Raw genomic sequence first — 17872 nt, 5'->3', positions numbered from 1 at the left:
GACCATGAAGACTCTCGTTATCGCGACCCTGGCGCTGCTCGGCAGCGTTGCCGTTCATGGCGCCGAAGTTGATCAATCCTTGATCAAGCAAGGCGAATACCTCGCCCGTGCCGGTGACTGCGTGGCCTGCCACACCGCCAAGGACGGCAAGCCGTTCGCCGGCGGCCTGCCGATGCAAACCCCGATCGGCACGATCTACTCGACCAACATCACCCCGGACAAAACCGGGGTCGGTGACTACAGCTTCGAGGACTTCGACCAGGCCGTGCGTCATGGCGTGGCCAAAAATGGCAGTACCTTGTACCCGGCGATGCCGTACCCGTCCTACGCCCGCGTCAGCGAAACCGACATGCAGGCGCTCTATGCCTACTTCATGCACGGCGTGGAACCGGTGGCGCAGGAGAACAAGGCCAGTGACATCCCGTGGCCATTGAGCATGCGCTGGCCGCTGACAGGCTGGCGCTGGCTGTTCGCGCCGAAGGTCGAGGACTACAAACCCGCGTCGGACGATGCCGTCGTCAGCCGTGGGGCGTATCTGGTAGAAGGCCTCGGACATTGCGGCGCCTGCCATACGCCACGGGCCCTGACCATGCAGGAAAAATCCCTGAGCGCAGCCGAAGGCAGCAGTTTTCTGTCAGGCAGTGCGCCGCTGGAAGGCTGGATCGCCAAAAGTCTGCGCGGCGACCACAAGGACGGTCTCGGCAGCTGGAGCGAAGAGCAACTGGTGCAGTTCCTCAAGACCGGTCGCAGCGACCGCAGCGCGGTGTTCGGCGGCATGAGCGATGTGGTCACCCACAGCATGCAGTACATGACCGACGCTGACCTGACCGCGATTGCCCGTTACCTGAAATCGCTGCCGGCCAATGATCCGGCCGATCAGCCGCATCAGTACGACGCGAAAACCGCCAAGGCTTTGTGGAACGGCGATGACAGTCAACGTGGCGCCTCGGTGTACATCGATAACTGCGCCGCCTGCCACCGCACCGACGGCCAAGGCTACACCCGTGTGTTCCCGGCGTTGGCGGGCAATCCGGTGCTGCAATCGGAAGACCCGACCTCGCTGATCCACATCGTGCTCAAGGGCGGCACCCTGCCTGCGACGCACACGGCGCCGTCCACCTTCACCATGCCCGGTTTCGCCTGGCGTCTGTCGGATCAGGAAGTGGCGGATGTCGTGAGCTTTATTCGTGGAAGTTGGGGTAACAAGGCATCCCCTGTCACCGCGAAAGAGGTTGCCAAGTTACGCACCGACGATACGACTACAACTTCGGCCGGTGACCTTGGGCAAGTAACCAGCCACAACTAAGCGCAATAACCCCTGCATGATTAATCATGCAGGGGTTATTCATTCAATCGCTGTTACGGATTGGTAATACTGGCATAGGCCTTGGCCAGGGCAACCAGCTTGGCTCGATCCTGCTCGCCGATTTCACCGTCACGATCCACATCGTGCTCCAGACGGCCGATGCTGAAGGTATGGCCGCCATCCCGGGAGGTCGCGGTGACAAAAATCGGGTCAACCAGCATTTCGGTCTGCACGCCGGCCTCGGCATCCCAGCCCAGTTCCTTACGCGCCAGTTGCATGGAAACCAACGTATTGGGCTCCGATGGGCCGGGCTGCATCAGTTGCAGAAAAATACCGCGCGAATTAAAAAAAGACATCATCAAATCCTTTTGCCATTTATACAGTCAAGTGTTGTGAAGCGGAGTGGATACTACGAACTTGAACAGTAAACGAACAGCCAACTTATGTTTCTTCAATTTGCACAACTGCAACTTTACCGCTAAACAAACTTATAACTAACCGCGGGATTTATTGATGGACGGCTGAACGGTAGTGGATCATCCGCCACCTTGCAGATACTGTATGCATGTACAGACCAAGGACACCCGTGATGACCAGCCCCTTGCCCCCGCGCGGTCGCGGCACCGCCACCAACCCGCACAACCGCTTCGCACCGAGTCGCTCGGCGGCCGAGGACGACGGCTGGTATCAGGAAGTGCCACTGACCCAGGGCACCGAAGTCAGTTTCGAAACCGCGAAGACCATCATTACCCGCAACACTTCGCCGGACCTGCCCTTCGACCGCTCGATCAATCCCTATCGCGGCTGCGAGCATGGCTGCATCTATTGCTATGCACGGCCCAGCCACGCCTATTGGGACATGTCGCCGGGGCTGGATTTCGAAACGAAGCTGATCGCCAAGACCAACGCCGCCCAGGTGCTGGAAGAGCAGCTGGGGAAAAAAGGCTATCAATGCGCGCCGATCAACCTTGGCTCCAACACCGATCCCTACCAGCCGATCGAACGTGAACACCGGATCACCCGCCAGACCCTCGAGGTACTGCTGCGCTACCGGCATCCGGTGACCATCGTCACCAAGGGCTCGCTGATCCTGCGCGACCTCGACCTGCTCACCGAACTGGCCCAACAGCGGCTGGTGGCGGTGATGATCAGCCTGACCACCCTGGACGACGAGCTCAAACGCATCCTCGAACCCCGCGCCGCTGCGCCCAAGGCGCGGTTGCGGGCGATCCGGGTGATGCGCGAGGCGGGGATTCCGGTGGGGGTGCTGTGTTCGCCGATGATTCCGATGATCAATGACAGCGAGATCGAAAGCCTGCTGACCGAAGCCCACGCGGCCGGTGCCCAGAGCGCGGCCTACATGATGCTGCGCCTGCCCCTGGAGGTGGCGCCGCTGTTCGAGGAATGGCTTGAGGCGCACTACCCGCAACGCGCCGCCCATGTCTTGAGCCTGATCCGCCAGAGCCGTGGCGGCGAGCTGTACGACAGCCGTTTTGGCGCGCGAATGCGCGGTGAAGGGCCGTTTGCCGACCTGCTTGCCCAGCGCTTCGCCAAAGCGCTGAAACGCCTGGGGCTCAATCACCGCGAAGGCTTCAACCTCGATTGCACGGCCTTCTGTCCGCCGGGTCGCCAGATGGCGCTGATTTAGAAACTATTGGCCCTCTGATTGAGAGGGAGGAATGCCAGGTCCGGTTTACGCCGGTCACGTTTTTTGTGACCTGGAACACACGTTCTAGAGCGCTTGATTCAGTTTGAGTTAAGTTTCGGCGGTTACCTTGTTCATCGAGTGACTGACGGGTCGGGATGACTCGGATGTTCTAAACAGCCACTGGCTTCACACCGGAATACACGGGAACGACTCCCCGAATCCGCCAATGAGGATGAATCATGAGTGACAAGGATAAACAGCCGTTGGCTGCGTCGGCGCAAGCCGCCCCTGTGGCGGAATCCGCCGATGCAGCGTTGAAGCATATCGTTGACGGCTTTTTGCATTTTCATCATGAGGTCTTTCCGCAGCAGGAAGAACTCTTCAAAAAACTCGCCACGGCCCAGTCGCCACGGGCGATGTTCATCACCTGCGCCGATTCGCGCATCGTGCCCGAACTGATCACCCAGAGCTCGCCCGGCGATCTGTTCGTGACCCGTAACGTCGGCAACGTCGTGCCACCCTACGGCCAGATGAACGGCGGCGTTTCCACCGCCATCGAATACGCGGTACTGGCCCTCGGCGTGCAGCACATCATCATTTGCGGCCACTCCGACTGCGGCGCCATGCGTGCGGTACTCAATCCGGACAGCCTGGAAAAGATGCCGACGGTCAAAGCCTGGCTGCGCCACGCCGAAGTCGCAAAAACCATGGTGCACGACAACTGCAACTGCACCGACGAAAAAGAAAGCATGCCGATCCTCACCGAGGAAAACGTCATCGCCCAACTGCAGCACTTGCGTACCCATCCTTCGGTAGCCTCGCGCATGGCGAACGGTCATCTGTTCATCCATGGCTGGGTCTACAACATCGAAACCAGCGAAATCAAAGCTTACGACGCGGATCAGGGTTGCTTCCTGCCGCTCGACGGCAGCCATCCGATCCCGGTGGCGACGCCCAAAGCGCGCTTCTGAATCCTCCTAAAAATCCGTGTGGTTTGACGCCGGCCGCTGTATCAGCGGCCAGGCCTTGCCACGCCTGAAGAAAACTTCGGGAGAATCGCCATGCGTGCGGCTCAATTGAAAGCTGTGTTGCCACGGGAGCTGCTGGCTTCAGTGGTTGTGTTTCTGGTCGCTCTGCCGCTGTGCATGGGCATTGCGATTGCGTCAGGGCTACCGCCGGCCAAAGGCCTGATCACCGGGATCATCGGCGGTCTGGTGGTGGGCTGGCTGGCGGGTTCGCCGTTGCAGGTCAGCGGGCCGGCGGCGGGTCTGGCGGTGCTGGTGTTCGAGCTGGTGCGCCAGCACGGCATCGAGATGCTCGGGCCGATCCTGCTGCTCGCCGGATTTCTGCAACTGGTAGCGGGACGCCTGAAGCTCGGTTGCTGGTTCCGGGTCACGGCGCCAGCGGTGGTGTACGGCATGCTTGCCGGTATTGGTGTGTTGATCGTGCTCTCACAGGTGCATGTGATGCTCGATGCGTCACCGAAACCTTCAGGTCTCGACAACCTCACGGCATTCCCCGGCGCGGTGGCGCAGGCCTTGCCGTCGTTTGGCTGGCAGGCCGGGCTGCTCGGGCTGTCGACCATCGCGGTGATGTGGCTGTGGGAGAAATTCCGCCCGCATTCGCTGCGCTTCATTCCCGGCGCGCTGCTCGGTGTCGGGCTGGCAACCGGTGCCAGCCTTTTGCTGGCGCTGCCAGTGAAGCGGGTTGAAGTGCCGGCGAATCTGGCCGAAGCCATCGACTGGCTGAAACCGGCGGATCTGCTCAGCCTGGCCGACCCGACGCTGCTGATTGCCGCGTTCGCCGTGGCCTTCATCGCCAGTGCCGAAACCCTGCTGTCCGCCGCTGCGGTGGATCGCATGCACAGCGGCCCGCGTTCGGATTTCGACCGTGAGCTGTCGGCGCAGGGCGTCGGCAACATGCTCTGTGGTCTGGTCGGCGCACTGCCGATGACCGGGGTGATCGTGCGCAGTTCGGCCAACGTCCAGGCCGGCGCCACCACGCGTTACTCGACGATTTTCCATGGCCTGTGGCTGCTGGCGTTCGTGTTGTTGCTGTCGAGCGTGTTGCAGAGCATTCCGGTGGCGAGTCTGGCCGGCGTTCTGGTCTACACCGGTTTCAAACTGGTGGATCTCAAGGCGTTCCGTGGTTTGGGGCGTTACGGCCGGATGCCGATGTTCACCTACGCCGCCACAGCGCTGGCGATCATCTTCACCGACCTCCTGACCGGCGTGCTGATCGGTTTCGGGCTGACCCTGCTGAAACTGGCGTTCAAGGCCTCGCGCCTGAAAATCAGCCTGATCGATCTGCCGCAGGACGGGGAAATGGAGTTGCGTCTGGTGGGCGCGGCGACGTTCCTCAAAGTGCCGGCACTGACTCAGGTGCTGGGCAGCATTCCGCCGGGCACGACAGTGCACGTGCCACTCAACCATCTGAGCTACATCGACCATTCGTGTCTGGAACTGCTCGAAGAGTGGGGCCGGGCGAATGCGGCCAAGGGCGCGAAACTGTTGATCGAGTCGCGCGGGTTGAAGCGACGGCTTGAGGGGCGGATCCGCACCACCACCGGAATCGGCGCGGCAGGCTGAGAACATTTGGGGGAACAGAGCAATCTGTTCCCCCAATCGTTTGCGCACAGATCAAGCCGCAGGCTGATCCAGCTCCAGGCCCACGCCCAGACGGCGACTCATGCACGGCCAGCGTTTCCACGCCGCACCGGTGTCCGGGCTGCTGAGTTTCTCGCGGTAGGCTTCCACCGACTCCAGCGCAAAGCTGTCATCGTCGAGCATGCTGTCCACCGCGTGATGCACCACTTCGTCGAGTTGGTTGGCAAATTCCTCACCGATCAACTGGTGAGCAATCAGATTGGCGACCGTCATGTCCAAGGGGATCAGTGGCTGGCCGAAATGCTTGATGTACAGGTCGTTGACCTCTTCGACAAAACGGTGCGCCAGATAGGCTTCGTCCAGCAGACTGTCCAGGCCCACGGGCGGCTGGATGAAGTACTGCTCGGCGATTCTCAGCACCGGTTTGATCTGCGATTCGATTCCCGCTTCCCTGGCGACTTCATTGGCTGCATCCAGCAGGTCTGGCACTTCGTCGATGTAGGCGGCGACAAAACGCGTCAGCACGCCGTTGGCGTCGGTTTCCGGCAACTGGATCGCCGGGTGCAGGTGTTGCAGTTGGGCTTCCAGCTGACGGGTCAGCTTTCCGGTTTCAATCTCGTGTTGTCGGGCTATGTGGATCTGCTCGCGCAATGCGGCGGTGTTCATGAAAACTCCAGGAAACAAGGCAATGAAATAGGGAAGACATAACTTAGCTGGCTTACGAAAAATGCTAAGACGCATTTGTCATAATTATTTCATCCTTGATGCACCGGCGTTATATCGGTTTGCCACCACTCGTCTGCATCCTTCTCCATTCGTGCCCTGGAACGCAAGTGCCAGCTGTTTCATTCGATTTACGTGCGCACATTGCATTTTCCAGCCGCTGTCTATACTCGCCATTGAATGGAGTTAGCTGATGACGCCCGACTGCCCACGCAGCAAGGCCCGGCGATTCAAGTTCGTAGTCTGATGCAGCCGCTCCCTTGCCTCTGGTGAAAGCCGGCGGGATAACAAGAACGATAAGGGGAACCCGCAATGATGCGACATCCACACGTCTGGATGGGCCTCCTGTTGTGGTCGATTTTCAGCCCGGCCAACGCGGCCTGGACTGTGAATATGGCGCCTGGAGCGACTGAAATCAGTCACGCAGTATTCGACCTGCACATGACCATTTTCTGGATCTGTGTGGTGATCGGGATCATCGTCTTCGGCGCCATGTTCTGGTCGATGATGGTGCACCGCCGTTCCACCGGGCAGGTCGCCGCAAAATTCCACGAAAGCACCACCGTCGAAATTCTCTGGACCGTCGTCCCGCTGCTGATCCTGGTGGCGATGGCCGTTCCGGCGACCGCGACCCTGATCAAGATGTACGACACCAGTGAGCCGGATATCGATATCCAGATCACCGGCTATCAGTGGAAGTGGCACTACAAATACCTGGGCCAGGACGTCGAGTTCTTCAGCAACCTGGCCACCCCCGCCGAGCAGATCCACAACAAGGAAGCCAAGGGCGAGCACTACCTGCTCGAGGTCGACAAGCCGCTGGTGCTGCCGACCGGCGCCAAGGTGCGCTTCCTCGTGACCTCCGCCGACGTGATCCACTCCTGGTGGGTGCCGGCCTTCGCGGTCAAGCGCGATGCGATCCCCGGGTTCGTCAACGAAGCCTGGACCCGTATCGACAAACCCGGCCTCTACCGCGGCCAGTGCGCCGAACTGTGCGGCAAGGATCACGGCTTCATGCCGATCGTGGTCGAGGTCAAAGAGAAGGCCGACTACGAAAAATGGCTCGCCGAGCGCAAGGCCGAAGCGTTGCAGCTCAAAGAGCTGACCAGCAAGGAATGGACGCTGGACGAGCTCAAGGAGCGTGGCGACAAGGTTTACCACACCACCTGCGTCGCCTGTCACCAGGCCGAAGGTCAGGGCCTGCCGCCAATGTTCCCGGCCCTCAAGGGCTCGAAAATCGCCACCGGCCCGAAAGACGCGCACCTGAGCATTGTCTTCCACGGCAAGCCCGGCACCGCCATGGCGGCGTTCGGCAAGCAACTGTCGGAAGTCGATATCGCAGCGGTCGTGACCTACGAACGTAACGCCTGGGGCAACAACAAGGGCGACATGGTCACGCCAAAAGAAGTGCTGGAGCTGAAACAGGCGGAAAGCAAATGAGCCGGTCTATTGCGTACTACGTGAACCGGTCGGAGCCCTGCGCACCGGCCTGCCCAGTCCACTCACTTGAAGGAGACCGGCCATGAGCGCTGTCATCGATGACCACGGTCATGCCGACCACGCCCACGGCCCCGCCAAAGGCCTGATGCGCTGGGTGCTGACCACCAACCACAAGGACATCGGCACGCTGTACCTGTGGTTTGCGTTCTGCATGTTCCTGCTCGGCGGCTCGTTTGCCATGGTGATCCGCGCCGAGCTGTTCCAGCCCGGCCTGCAGATCGTCCAGCCGGAATTCTTCAACCAGATGACCACCATGCACGGCCTGGTGATGGTGTTCGGTGCGGTGATGCCGGCGTTCGTCGGCCTCGCCAACTGGATGATCCCGTTGATGGTCGGCGCGCCGGACATGGCCCTGCCGCGGATGAACAACTTCAGCTTCTGGCTGCTGCCGGCGGCGTTCCTGCTGCTGGTCTCGACCCTGTTCACCGCCGGTGGCGGGCCGAACTTCGGCTGGACGTTCTACGCACCGCTGTCCACCACCTATGCGCCGGAAAGCGTGACGTTCTTCATTTTCGCCATCCACCTGATGGGGATCAGTTCGATCATGGGCGCGATCAACGTGATCGCCACCATCCTCAATCTGCGCGCGCCCGGCATGACCCTGATGAAAATGCCGCTGTTCGTCTGGACCTGGCTGATCACCGCATTCCTGCTGATCGCGGTGATGCCGGTGCTGGCCGGGTGCGTGACGATGATGCTGATGGACATCCACTTCGGCACCAGCTTCTTCAGCGCCGCCGGCGGCGGTGATCCGGTGCTGTTCCAGCATGTGTTCTGGTTCTTCGGCCACCCCGAGGTGTACATCATGATCCTGCCGGCCTTCGGTGCCGTCAGCCAGATCATCCCGACCTTCTCGCGCAAGCCGCTGTTCGGCTACACCTCGATGGTCTACGCCACGGCGAGCATCGCGTTCCTGTCGTTCATCGTCTGGGCGCACCACATGTTCGTGGTGGGCATCCCGCTGGTGGGCGAGCTGTTCTTCATGTACGCGACGATGCTGATCGCGGTGCCGACCGGGGTGAAGGTGTTCAACTGGGCCAGCACCATGTGGCAAGGCTCGATGACCTTCGAGACACCGATGCTGTTTGCCGTGGCGTTCGTGATCCTGTTCTCCATCGGCGGTTTCTCCGGGCTGATGCTGGCCATCGCCCCGGCGGACTTCCAGTACCAGGACACCTACTTCGTGGTCGCGCACTTCCACTACGTATTGGTGCCGGGGGCGATCTTCGGGATCTTCGCGTCGGCCTATTACTGGCTGCCGAAATGGACCGGTCATATGTACGACGAAACCCTGGGCAAATTGCACTTCTGGCTGTCCTTCGTCGGCATGAACCTGACCTTCTTCCCGATGCACTTCGTGGGCCTGGCGGGCATGCCCCGGCGGATTCCGGACTACAACCTGCAGTTCGCCGACTTCAACATGGTGTCGTCGATCGGCGCGTTCATGTTCGGTGCCACGCAGATCTTCTTCCTGTTCATCGTGATCAAGACCATCCGTGGCGGTGAACCGGCTCCGGCCAAACCGTGGGATGGCGCCGAAGGTCTGGAATGGAGCGTGCCGTCACCGGCGCCGTATCACACCTTCACCACGCCGCCGGAAGTGAAATGAACCCTGTAGCCGTTGAGGGCCGCCGCCATGGCTGACTCGATCTCGATGAAGAAGCTGGTCACCCGACTGCTCGGCGTGGTGGTGGCGATGTTCGTCTTCGGTTTTGCCCTGGTGCCGATCTACGACGTGATGTGCAAGGCGTTCGGCATCAACGGCAAGACCGCCGGGCAGTACGAGGGCGAGCAGACCGTCGATGCCTCGCGGCAGGTGCGGGTGCAGTTTCTGTCGACCAACACCGCCGACATGCCGTGGGATTTCTACCCCAAGCATGACGAACTGACGGCCAACCCCGGCGCAGTGAACGAGATGATCTTCATCGCCCGCAACCCCACCGACAAGCCGATGAGCGCGCAAGCGGTGCCGAGCATCGCGCCGAGCAATGCGGCCGCGTACTTCCACAAGACCGAATGCTTTTGTTTTACCCAGCAGGTGCTGCAGCCCGGTCAGCAGATCGAGATGCCGGTGCGTTTCATCGTTGACCGCGACATGCCCAAGGACGTGAAGCACCTGACGCTGTCCTACACGCTGTTCGATATCACCGCCCGACATCCTCCGGTGGCTGCAAACACTGGCGGTTAAGCGTGCCCGATAAGGAGAACAATAAATGGCAACTCATGAGCACTATTACGTCCCGGCCCAGAGCAAGTGGCCGATCGTCGCCACGGTGGGGATGTTGGTCACCGTGTACGGCCTGGCGACCTGGTTCAACGATCTGAAGGCGGCGCGTCCGGAGTCCCACGGCCCGCTGATCTTTTTCGTCGGCGGACTGTTGCTGGCGTACATGCTCTTCGGCTGGTTCGGCACGGTGATCAAGGAAAGCCGCGCGGGGTTGTACAGCGCGCAGCTGGACCGCTCGTTCCGCTGGGGCATGAGCTGGTTCATCTTCTCCGAGGTGATGTTTTTTATCGCCTTCTTCGGCGCGCTGTTCTATGTGCGGCACATTTCCGGCCCGGCGCTGGGCGGTGAAGGCACCAAAGGCATCGCGCACATGCTCTGGCCGAATTTCCAGTTCACCTGGCCGCTGCTGCACACGCCGGATCCGAAACTGTTCCCGCCGCCCAAGGAAGTCATCAGCCCTTGGGGCCTGCCGCTGATCAACACCATCCTGCTGGTGAGTTCCAGCGTGACCATCACCATCGCCCACCACGCGCTGAAGAAAGGTCATCGCGGCGCGCTGAAACTGTGGCTGGCGATCACCGTGCTGCTGGGCTGCGCGTTCCTCGGCTTCCAGGCCGAAGAGTACATCCACGCCTATCAGGAACTGGGATTGACCCTCGGCTCGGGCATCTACGGCGCGACGTTCTTCATGCTCACCGGTTTCCACGGCGCCCACGTAACCATCGGCACGATCATTCTGTTCGTGATGCTGATGCGCATCATGAAGGGCCACTTCGACAACGAACATCAGTTCGGCTTTGAAGCGGCGAGCTGGTACTGGCACTTCGTCGATGTGGTGTGGATCGGCTTGTTCATCTTCGTGTATGTGCTCTGAGGATCCGCTCACCAAGGCGCGTGCGACACCAGTTGGCCGCTGTAGAAACCCCAGGCGATCAGGCCGACGGTGACGGCGGCCAACGTCACCCGAACACTCAAGGCGATTACCAGCCGATTCGAGCTGCTGTCGTCCTTGACCAGGAAAAACAGGCCGCTGAACAGGCTGACCACCGTGGCAATCAGCATCAGGACGATGGCTGCTTTGAGCATGGAAAGAACTCCGGGGGAACAAGCGATGCAGTTGAGTATAGCGATCACGCTCACTGATTTTCTGGCACGGCCATGAAGCGCTTCCGGCCGGGCGTGGTGCCGACCCTGGTGGTCGGCCTGCTGCTGCCGTTGCTGATGTCGCTGGGCTTCTGGCAACTGGGCCGGGGCGCGGAGAAAACTGCCCTGCTCGCCAGCTACGCCGAGCGCCGCGCCGCCGAACCGATGGCCAGCACCGAGTTGCTGCACAGCGCCGAACCGGCCTTCCGCCGGGTGCATCTGCACGGCCGGTTCGATGCCGCCCACAGCCTGTTGCTGGACAACCGTCAGCGCAACGGCAAGGTCGGCGTCGAATTGCTGCAACCGTTTCAGGATCAACGCAGCGGCCAGTGGCTGCTGATCAATCGCGGCTGGCTGCCGTGGCCGGACCGGCGCACGCCCCCGCAATTCAACACGCCGACGGATGACGTGAATCTCGATGCCTGGGTGTACGTCGCCCCCGGCGCCACTTTCCAGCTGCACGCCGACCCGGACAGCCAGACCTGGCCGCAAACCATCACCGCCGTCGATCCCGCAAAACTGTGGAAAACCCTCGAACGCGACGGCTTCGCCTACGAATTACGTGCCGAACCCGGCCCCGCCATCTATCAGGCCGACTGGCCGGTGGTCGCGATGGGCCCGGAAAAACACCTCGGTTACGCCGTGCAGTGGTTCGCCATGGCCACCGCCCTGCTCGGTCTCTACCTCTATCTCGGCTGGCACAACGCAAAGGAGAAACACCATGGGAGCGGCCATGAATCCACCCAGCATGTCTGAAACGAAAGTCCCGGCCAGTCGCCGTCGCGGACGCATCCAGCTGCTGCTGATCGTGCTCGGCGTGGTCGGGCCGATGATCCTCGCCACCGGCATGTACAAGTTGCAGTTCTGGGTGCCGGAAGGTCGCAGCTATCACGGCGAACTGATCGGCAACGGCCAGACCCGCGCCGACCTCGGCATCCAGGCTGACGAAACGCGCTGGCAGATGCTGGTCACCGCGCCGAAGGATTGCGCGGTGGACTGCCAGCAACTGGTGTACCTGGCGCGGCAGATCCAGATCGGCCTCGGCCGCGAAGCCGGGCGCGCCAGTCACGCCCTGGCCGCTGCGCAACCACTGGGCACCGAGTACGAAGCCAAGCTGACCCGCGAATACCCGCAGCTGCAACGTTATCCGCTGGACGCAGCCACCTTCAGCAAAGCCACGGGCGACAAGGCCACGCCGCAACTGTGGATCATCGATCCCCACGGCAACCTCGTGCTGCGCTACGAGCCGAGCGTCAAGGGCAAGGATCTGCTCAACGACCTGCGCCACCTGCTGAAACTGTCGAACATCGGATAAGGGCATCGTCATGGCCAAACCTGGATTTCGCCTCGCGCTGTTTGCCACCCTGCTGGCACTGATCGTGGTGCTGCTCGGCGCCTACACCCGCCTGACCCACGCCGGCCTCGGCTGCCCGGACTGGCCGGGCTGCTACGGGTTCATCAGCGTGCCGAAAAGCGAAGCCCAACTGGCCCATGCCGAACTGCATTACCCGGACTCGCCAGTGGAAGCGCACAAGGGCTGGAACGAGATGATCCACCGCTACTTCGCCGGCACCCTCGGCCTGCTGATCTCGGTGCTGGCCGGTCGCGCCTGGGTCAACCGTCGTCATCCAGGGCAACCGCTGAAGCTGCCGCTGTTCCTGCTGGCGGTGGTGTTCGCCCAGGCGGCGTTCGGCATGTGGACGGTGACGCTCAAGCTCTGGCCGCAAGTGGTGACCGGGCATTTGCTCGGCGGTTTCGCGACCTTGAGCCTGCTGTTTCTGCTGACCTTGAGGCTGTCCGGCGTGCTGCCGGCGCTGACCGTGCCCAAGCGTCTGCAATATTGGGCGACTGCCGGATTGCTGTTGGTGATCGGCCAGATTGCTCTCGGCGGCTGGGTCAGTTCCAACTATGCGGCCGTGGCCTGTATCGACTTCCCGACCTGTCACGGCCAATGGCTGCCGCCGGCGGATTTCGCCAACGGCTTTCACCTGACCCAACACATCGGCCCGAATTACCTCGGCGGGCAACTCGACAGCGATGCCCGCACCGCGATTCACCTGACCCACCGCATTGGCGCGTTGCTGGTGACGGTCGTCCTGCTCGGCCTGGCCTGGCAACTGAAAGGGGTGGGCATGACCCGACTGGCCGGGCTGGTGCTGATCGCCCTCGCCGCGCAGATCACCCTCGGCATCAGCAACGTGCTGTTCCATCTGCCGCTGCCGGTGGCCGTGGCGCATAACGCCGGCGGTGCGGCGCTGCTGCTCACCATGGTGCTGGTCAATTATCACGCGCGGACCAGCCTGGTTCGGGTCAGGCAGCCGATGATCGCGCGCTGGCGCCTCAGCCCGCGTAAGCACTCGGCGGCGCCCATCACTATTAAAGGAGAGACGCCATGGCGATTCTGATCGGCGAACGTCCGGCGCAGGCGCTGTGGCGTGATTACCTGGAACTGACCAAACCGAAAGTCGTGGTGCTGATGCTGATCACCTCGCTGGTGGGCATGTTCCTCGCGACCCGTGCCGGGGTGCCGTGGACGGTGCTGGTGTTCGGCAATCTGGGGATCGCGCTGTGTGCCGGCGGCGCGGCGGCGGTCAATCATGTGGTGGACCGGCGCATCGATGCGGTCATGGCGCGCACCCATAAACGGCCGCTGGCCGAGGGCCGGGTTTCGCCCACAGGAGCACTGACCTTTGCGCTGGTGCTGGCACTGCTCGGCCAGGCTTTGCTGCTGACCTTCACCAACCCGCTGACCGCGTGGCTGACCCTGGCCTCGCTGCTCGGCTACGCGGTGATCTACACCGGTTTCCTCAAGCGTGCGACGCCGCAGAACATCGTCATCGGCGGCCTCGCCGGCGCCGCGCCACCACTGCTCGGCTGGACTGCCGCCACCGGCCATGTCAGCGCCGAACCCTTGCTGCTGGTGCTGATCATCTTCGCCTGGACCCCGCCGCACTTCTGGGCGCTGGCGATCCATCGCAAGGAGGAATACGCCAAGGCCGACATTCCGATGCTGCCGGTCACCCATGGCGAGCACTACACCAAGGTGCACATTCTGCTGTACACCTTCGCCCTGCTGGCGGTCAGCCTGTTGCCGTACGTGATCCACATGAGCGGCTTGCTGTACCTGATCTGTGCGCTCGGTCTGGGCGCGCGGTTTCTGCAATGGGCCGTGGTGCTGTACCGTGGCACTCGGCCGCACGCGGCGATCAACACCTTCAAGTACTCTATCTGGTACTTGTTTCTGCTGTTCATCGCCCTGCTCGTAGACCACTACTTACTGTTGAACCTATGACTCGAACCCAGAAAACCGTCTTCATCCTCGTCGCCGTGATCGCGCTGATCCTCGGCCTGACCGTCAATAAAGTGCTGAGCGGCAAGGGCCAGGGCGACCCGACCGCGCTGATCGACGCCGGCATCATCCTGCTGCCGCAGAGCCGCAACCTGCCGGACGTGACGATGACCAATCAGGACGGCCAACCGGTCACGGTCAACGAGCTCAAGGGCAAGTGGAGCCTGCTGTTCTTCGGCTACACCTTCTGCCCGGACATCTGCCCGACCACCCTCGCCCAGCTGCGCCAGATCAAGAGCGAACTGCCGAAGGACGCGCTGGATAAATTGCAGATCGTGCTGGTCAGCGTCGACCCGAACCGCGACAACCCTGCGCAGTTGAAGCAGTACCTGGGCTACTTCGATCCGCAGTTCATCGGCCTGACGCCGAAGTCGATCGACGAACTGCAAAAAGTGGCGAACGCGGTGAGCATTCCGTTCATCCCGGCCGACACCAGCAAGCCGAACTACACGGTGGATCACAGCGGCAACCTGGCGGTGATCGGGCCGGACGGGACGCAGCGCGGGTTTATTCGGGCGCCGCTGAACAACGCCAAGCTGGTTGCGCAGTTGCCGGTGATGTTGAGCCGCAAGTAAAAACTGAACGCACAAAAAAGGGGACGCCATGGGCGTCCCCTTTTCGTTTAGATCGTTCCCACGCTCTGCGTGGGCACGATCAGATCAGAACGCCGGCAACACCGCGCCTTTGTATTTCTCGGTAATGAATTTCTTCACTTCCGGGCTGTGCAGGGCGGCGGCCAGTTTCTTCATGGCGTCGCTGTCCTTGTTGTCCGCGCGGGACACCAGGATGTTTACGTAAGGCGAGTCGCTGCCTTCGATGACCAGCGCGTCCTTGGACGGATCGAGCTTGGCTTCCAGCGCGTAGTTGGTGTTGATCAGCGCCAGGTCGACCTGGGTCAGCACGCGCGGAATGGTTGCGGCTTCCAGCTCACGGAGCTTCAGGTCTTTCGGGTTCTGGGCGATGTCCTTGACGGTCGACAGGATGTTGCTCGGATCCTTCAGGGTGATCACGCCAGCCTTGGCCAGCAGCAACAGTGCACGGCCGCCGTTGGTGGCGTCGTTCGGGATCACCACGTTGGCGCCGCTTGGCAGCTCTTCGATTTTCTTGAACTTGCTGGAGTAGGCGCCCAGCGGTTCCAGGTGCACACCCGTCACGGACACCAGGCTGGTGCCTTTGGCCTTGTTGAACTCATCGAGGTACGGCTGGTGCTGGAAGAAGTTGGCGTCCAGACGCTTCTCGGCCACCTGGACGTTCGGCTGAACGTAGTCGGTGAAGACCTTGACCTTCAGATCCACGCCTTCTTTGGCCAGCACCGGCTTCACGAACTCGAGGATTTCCGCGTGCGGCACCGGGGTGGCGGCGACGGTCAGGGTTTCGTCGGCGTGGGCCGAGAATGCTGCAACGGCAGCCAGGGCAACGATCAGTTTTTTCATTCAGCTAACTCCTTTTTACGGCGCCCGTCTGGCGCCTGCCAGCGAATGGCCGGCTCATGTCATTACAAAACCGGTTATTTGCGCGAGAAGTGCACAACCAGTCGGTCGCCGACCATTTGCAGCACTTGCACCAGAATCAGCAGCAGCACCACGGTCACGATCATCACGTCGGTCTGGAACCGCTGGTAGCCGAAACGGATCGCCAGGTCACCCAGGCCACCGGCGCCGACCACACCGGCCATCGCCGTGTAGGAAACCAGTGTAATCGCCGTCACCGTAATCGCTGCGAAGATGCCCGGACGAGCCTCCGGCAGCAAGGCGTTCATGATGATCTGGCGAGTGGTCGCACCCATCGACTGGGTCGCTTCGATGATGCCGCGATCGACTTCACGCAGGGCGGTTTCCACCAGCCGCGCAAAGAACGGCGTCGCACCCACCACCAGCGGCGGAATCGCACCGGCCACGCCCAGCGAGGTGCCGGTGATCAGCACGGTGAACGGAATCATCACGATCAACAGAATAATGAACGGCAGCGAACGCAGGATGTTCACCACCAGCGACAGCAGCGCGTACACGCCTTTGGCTTCGAGCAACTGACGCGGGCTGCACAGGAACAGCAATACACCCAGCGGCAGGCCGAGCAGCACCGTAAACAACAGAGAACCGCCAAGCATCATCAGGGTGTCGCCAGTGGCGAGCCAGATTTCGTACCAGTCGATATTGGTGAAGAAACTCATCAGGTCTTCCATTAGCGCAACACCTCCATGTGAACGTCAGCGGCGGTGAAGCGGGCGAAAGCCGCCTCCATGTCGCCACCGGTGACGGCGAGGGTCAATTGCCCGTAAGGAATGTCTTTGATGCGGTCGATGCGACCGGCCAGGATGCTGTAGTCCACACCGGTCTCCCGGGCGACGGTTCCGAGCAACGGCGCGTAGGTCGCTTCGCCCTGGAAGGTCAGACGCACGATGCGGCCCGGCACGTGAGCGAAGTCATCGCGCTGCTCGCTTTCGTCGATCTGTTCGTCTTCCTGCACGAAACGCTTGGTGGTCGGGTGCTTCGGATGCAGGAACACATCGGCCACCGAACCTTGCTCGACGATCACACCGGCATCCATCACGCCGACCTGATCGCACACACGGCGGATCACATCCATCTCGTGGGTGATCAGGACGATGGTCAGTTTCAGTTCACGGTTGATCTCGGCCAGCAGTTGCAGGACCGACGCCGTGGTCTGCGGGTCGAGGGCGCTGGTGGCTTCGTCGCACAGCAGGATTTTCGGCTTGGTCGCCAGGGCGCGGGCAATGCCGACGCGCTGCTTCTGGCCGCCGGACAACTGCGCCGGGTACTTCTTGGCGTGATCGGACAGACCGACCCGCGCCAGTAACTCGGCCACACGCTGGTCGATCTCGGCACGGGACAGTTCACCGGCCAGGGTCAACGGCAGCGCGACGTTGTCAGCCACGGTCTTGGACGCCAGCAGGTTGAAGTGCTGGAAGATCATCCCGACCTGCTGGCGAAAACGGCGCAGGCCGTTGGCGTCCAGCGCGGTGACTTCTTCGCCGTCGACGATGATCTTGCCGCCACTGGATTGTTCCAGGCGATTGATCAGACGCAGCAGGGTACTTTTTCCCGCGCCGGAATGGCCAATCAGGCCGAACACCTGACCGTTCTCGATGGAGAAGCTGGTCGGGTGCAGCGCGGTGATGTCCTTACCGGCGACGCGGTAAGTCTTATGGACGTTTTGAAACTCGATCACGTAGCGAACCTTGTGGGGCGCGTTGGAAAAGGATCAGCGGTTAGCCGGGCGCGCATTTTAGCCTGTCCGTATAGAGGTTCTTAGCATTTATTTCGCGAATAACCTTCGATTTGGCAATAACAAGATCAAAGGTCATAAAAAAGGAACGCCCGAGACCCTCGTCAGTCACTCATTAAGCGAC

Annotated in this window: 19 protein-coding genes; 13 read left to right on the top strand and 6 right to left on the bottom strand. The window is 61.5% G+C overall.

Translation table 11 applies throughout. The annotated features are described in order from the left end of the window. Positions 1-4: 4 nt before the first annotated feature. Positions 5-1306, top strand: a complete 1302-nt coding sequence (locus L6D81_RS13290; RefSeq protein WP_236180059.1) for a c-type cytochrome — start codon at positions 5-7, stop codon at positions 1304-1306. A 53-nt stretch (positions 1307-1359) separates the two neighbouring features. On the opposite strand, the gene L6D81_RS13285 is transcribed toward L6D81_RS13290, so the two are convergent. Next, on the bottom strand, positions 1360-1662 hold the full coding sequence (locus tag L6D81_RS13285) for a hypothetical protein (RefSeq protein ID WP_007953977.1): 303 nt from the start codon (positions 1660-1662) through the stop codon (positions 1360-1362). A 233-nt stretch (positions 1663-1895) separates the two neighbouring features. Here L6D81_RS13285 and L6D81_RS13280 point away from each other — a divergent pair, with 233 nt between their 5' ends. The 3 genes from L6D81_RS13280 to L6D81_RS13270 all read left to right on the top strand — a co-directional run bounded on the left by L6D81_RS13280 (position 1896) and on the right by L6D81_RS13270 (position 5542). Next, on the top strand, positions 1896-2954 hold the full coding sequence (locus tag L6D81_RS13280) for a PA0069 family radical SAM protein (protein WP_236180057.1): 1059 nt from the start codon (positions 1896-1898) through the stop codon (positions 2952-2954). A gap of 239 nt (positions 2955-3193) precedes the next feature. Next, positions 3194-3925 carry a carbonic anhydrase gene (locus tag L6D81_RS13275; RefSeq protein ID WP_127796512.1) on the top strand — a complete coding sequence of 244 codons (732 nt, stop codon included), beginning with the start codon at positions 3194-3196 and terminating at the stop codon, positions 3923-3925. Between the two features lie 90 nt (positions 3926-4015). Beyond that, positions 4016-5542: a SulP family inorganic anion transporter gene (locus L6D81_RS13270; protein WP_236180055.1), complete on the top strand. Its 1527-nt coding sequence runs from the start codon at positions 4016-4018 to the stop codon at positions 5540-5542. Between the two features lie 51 nt (positions 5543-5593). Here L6D81_RS13270 and L6D81_RS13265 read toward each other — a convergent pair whose 3' ends face one another. Further along, positions 5594-6226, bottom strand: coding sequence for a hypothetical protein (locus tag L6D81_RS13265; RefSeq protein WP_236180053.1), 633 nt, complete (start codon positions 6224-6226; stop codon positions 5594-5596). Positions 6227-6595: 369 nt separating this feature from the next. On the opposite strand from L6D81_RS13265, the gene coxB reads away from it, so the two are divergent. From coxB to L6D81_RS13245, 4 genes are all read left to right on the top strand, one after another. Next, a complete protein-coding gene (gene coxB, locus L6D81_RS13260) occupies positions 6596-7723 on the top strand; it encodes a cytochrome c oxidase subunit II (protein ID WP_236180051.1) in 1128 nt (375 codons plus the stop codon). 82 nt (positions 7724-7805) lie between these two features. Further along, positions 7806-9392, top strand: coding sequence for a cytochrome c oxidase subunit I (gene ctaD, locus L6D81_RS13255; protein ID WP_236180049.1), 1587 nt, complete (start codon positions 7806-7808; stop codon positions 9390-9392). 27 nt (positions 9393-9419) lie between these two features. After that, on the top strand, positions 9420-9971 hold the full coding sequence (locus L6D81_RS13250; RefSeq protein ID WP_011331799.1) for a cytochrome c oxidase assembly protein: 552 nt from the start codon (positions 9420-9422) through the stop codon (positions 9969-9971). A gap of 25 nt (positions 9972-9996) precedes the next feature. Continuing rightward, a complete protein-coding gene (locus L6D81_RS13245; RefSeq protein WP_236180047.1) occupies positions 9997-10884 on the top strand; it encodes a cytochrome c oxidase subunit 3 in 888 nt (295 codons plus the stop codon). Positions 10885-10892: 8 nt separating this feature from the next. On the opposite strand, the gene L6D81_RS13240 is transcribed toward L6D81_RS13245, so the two are convergent. Beyond that, complete coding sequence (locus tag L6D81_RS13240; protein WP_064592503.1) at positions 10893-11096, bottom strand: twin transmembrane helix small protein; 204 nt, start codon at positions 11094-11096, stop codon at positions 10893-10895. A 72-nt stretch (positions 11097-11168) separates the two neighbouring features. Here L6D81_RS13240 and L6D81_RS13235 point away from each other — a divergent pair, with 72 nt between their 5' ends. The 5 genes from L6D81_RS13235 to L6D81_RS13215 are packed head-to-tail and all read left to right on the top strand — an operon-like array spanning position 11169 to position 15077. Further along, entirely contained in the window at positions 11169-11909 is a 741-nt protein-coding gene (locus L6D81_RS13235; protein WP_236180045.1) for an SURF1 family protein, read from the top strand. After that, positions 11875-12468: a hypothetical protein gene (locus L6D81_RS13230; RefSeq protein WP_236180043.1), complete on the top strand. Its 594-nt coding sequence runs from the start codon at positions 11875-11877 to the stop codon at positions 12466-12468. Before L6D81_RS13235 ends, L6D81_RS13230 begins: the two co-directional genes overlap by 35 nt. A 10-nt stretch (positions 12469-12478) precedes the next feature. Beyond that, a complete protein-coding gene (locus L6D81_RS13225) occupies positions 12479-13558 on the top strand; it encodes a COX15/CtaA family protein (RefSeq protein WP_236180041.1) in 1080 nt (359 codons plus the stop codon). Then, the gene (gene cyoE, locus L6D81_RS13220) at positions 13546-14445 is read left to right on the top strand and encodes a heme o synthase (protein ID WP_007953992.1); all 900 of its coding nucleotides are present in this window, start codon (positions 13546-13548) and stop codon (positions 14443-14445) included. The genes L6D81_RS13225 and cyoE overlap by 13 nt, the downstream gene beginning before the upstream one ends. Continuing rightward, a complete protein-coding gene (locus L6D81_RS13215; RefSeq protein WP_236180040.1) occupies positions 14442-15077 on the top strand; it encodes an SCO family protein in 636 nt (211 codons plus the stop codon). The genes cyoE and L6D81_RS13215 overlap by 4 nt, the downstream gene beginning before the upstream one ends. Before the next feature lie 84 nt (positions 15078-15161). On the opposite strand, the gene L6D81_RS13210 is transcribed toward L6D81_RS13215, so the two are convergent. The 3 genes from L6D81_RS13210 to L6D81_RS13200 all read right to left on the bottom strand — a co-directional run bounded on the left by L6D81_RS13210 (position 15162) and on the right by L6D81_RS13200 (position 17691). Beyond that, the gene (locus tag L6D81_RS13210) at positions 15162-15935 is read right to left on the bottom strand and encodes a MetQ/NlpA family ABC transporter substrate-binding protein (protein ID WP_236180038.1); all 774 of its coding nucleotides are present in this window, start codon (positions 15933-15935) and stop codon (positions 15162-15164) included. A 74-nt stretch (positions 15936-16009) separates the two neighbouring features. Beyond that, positions 16010-16684, bottom strand: a complete 675-nt coding sequence (locus L6D81_RS13205) for a methionine ABC transporter permease (protein WP_011331789.1) — start codon at positions 16682-16684, stop codon at positions 16010-16012. Next, on the bottom strand, positions 16684-17691 hold the full coding sequence (locus tag L6D81_RS13200; protein ID WP_230734522.1) for a methionine ABC transporter ATP-binding protein: 1008 nt from the start codon (positions 17689-17691) through the stop codon (positions 16684-16686). The genes L6D81_RS13205 and L6D81_RS13200 overlap by 1 nt, the downstream gene beginning before the upstream one ends. Positions 17692-17872 lie beyond the last annotated feature (181 nt).

Source organism: Pseudomonas sputi (assembly GCF_021603585.1).
Lineage (GTDB): Bacteria > Pseudomonadota > Gammaproteobacteria > Pseudomonadales > Pseudomonadaceae > Aquipseudomonas > Aquipseudomonas sputi.
This window is presented reverse-complemented; position numbering and strand designations above follow the sequence as displayed.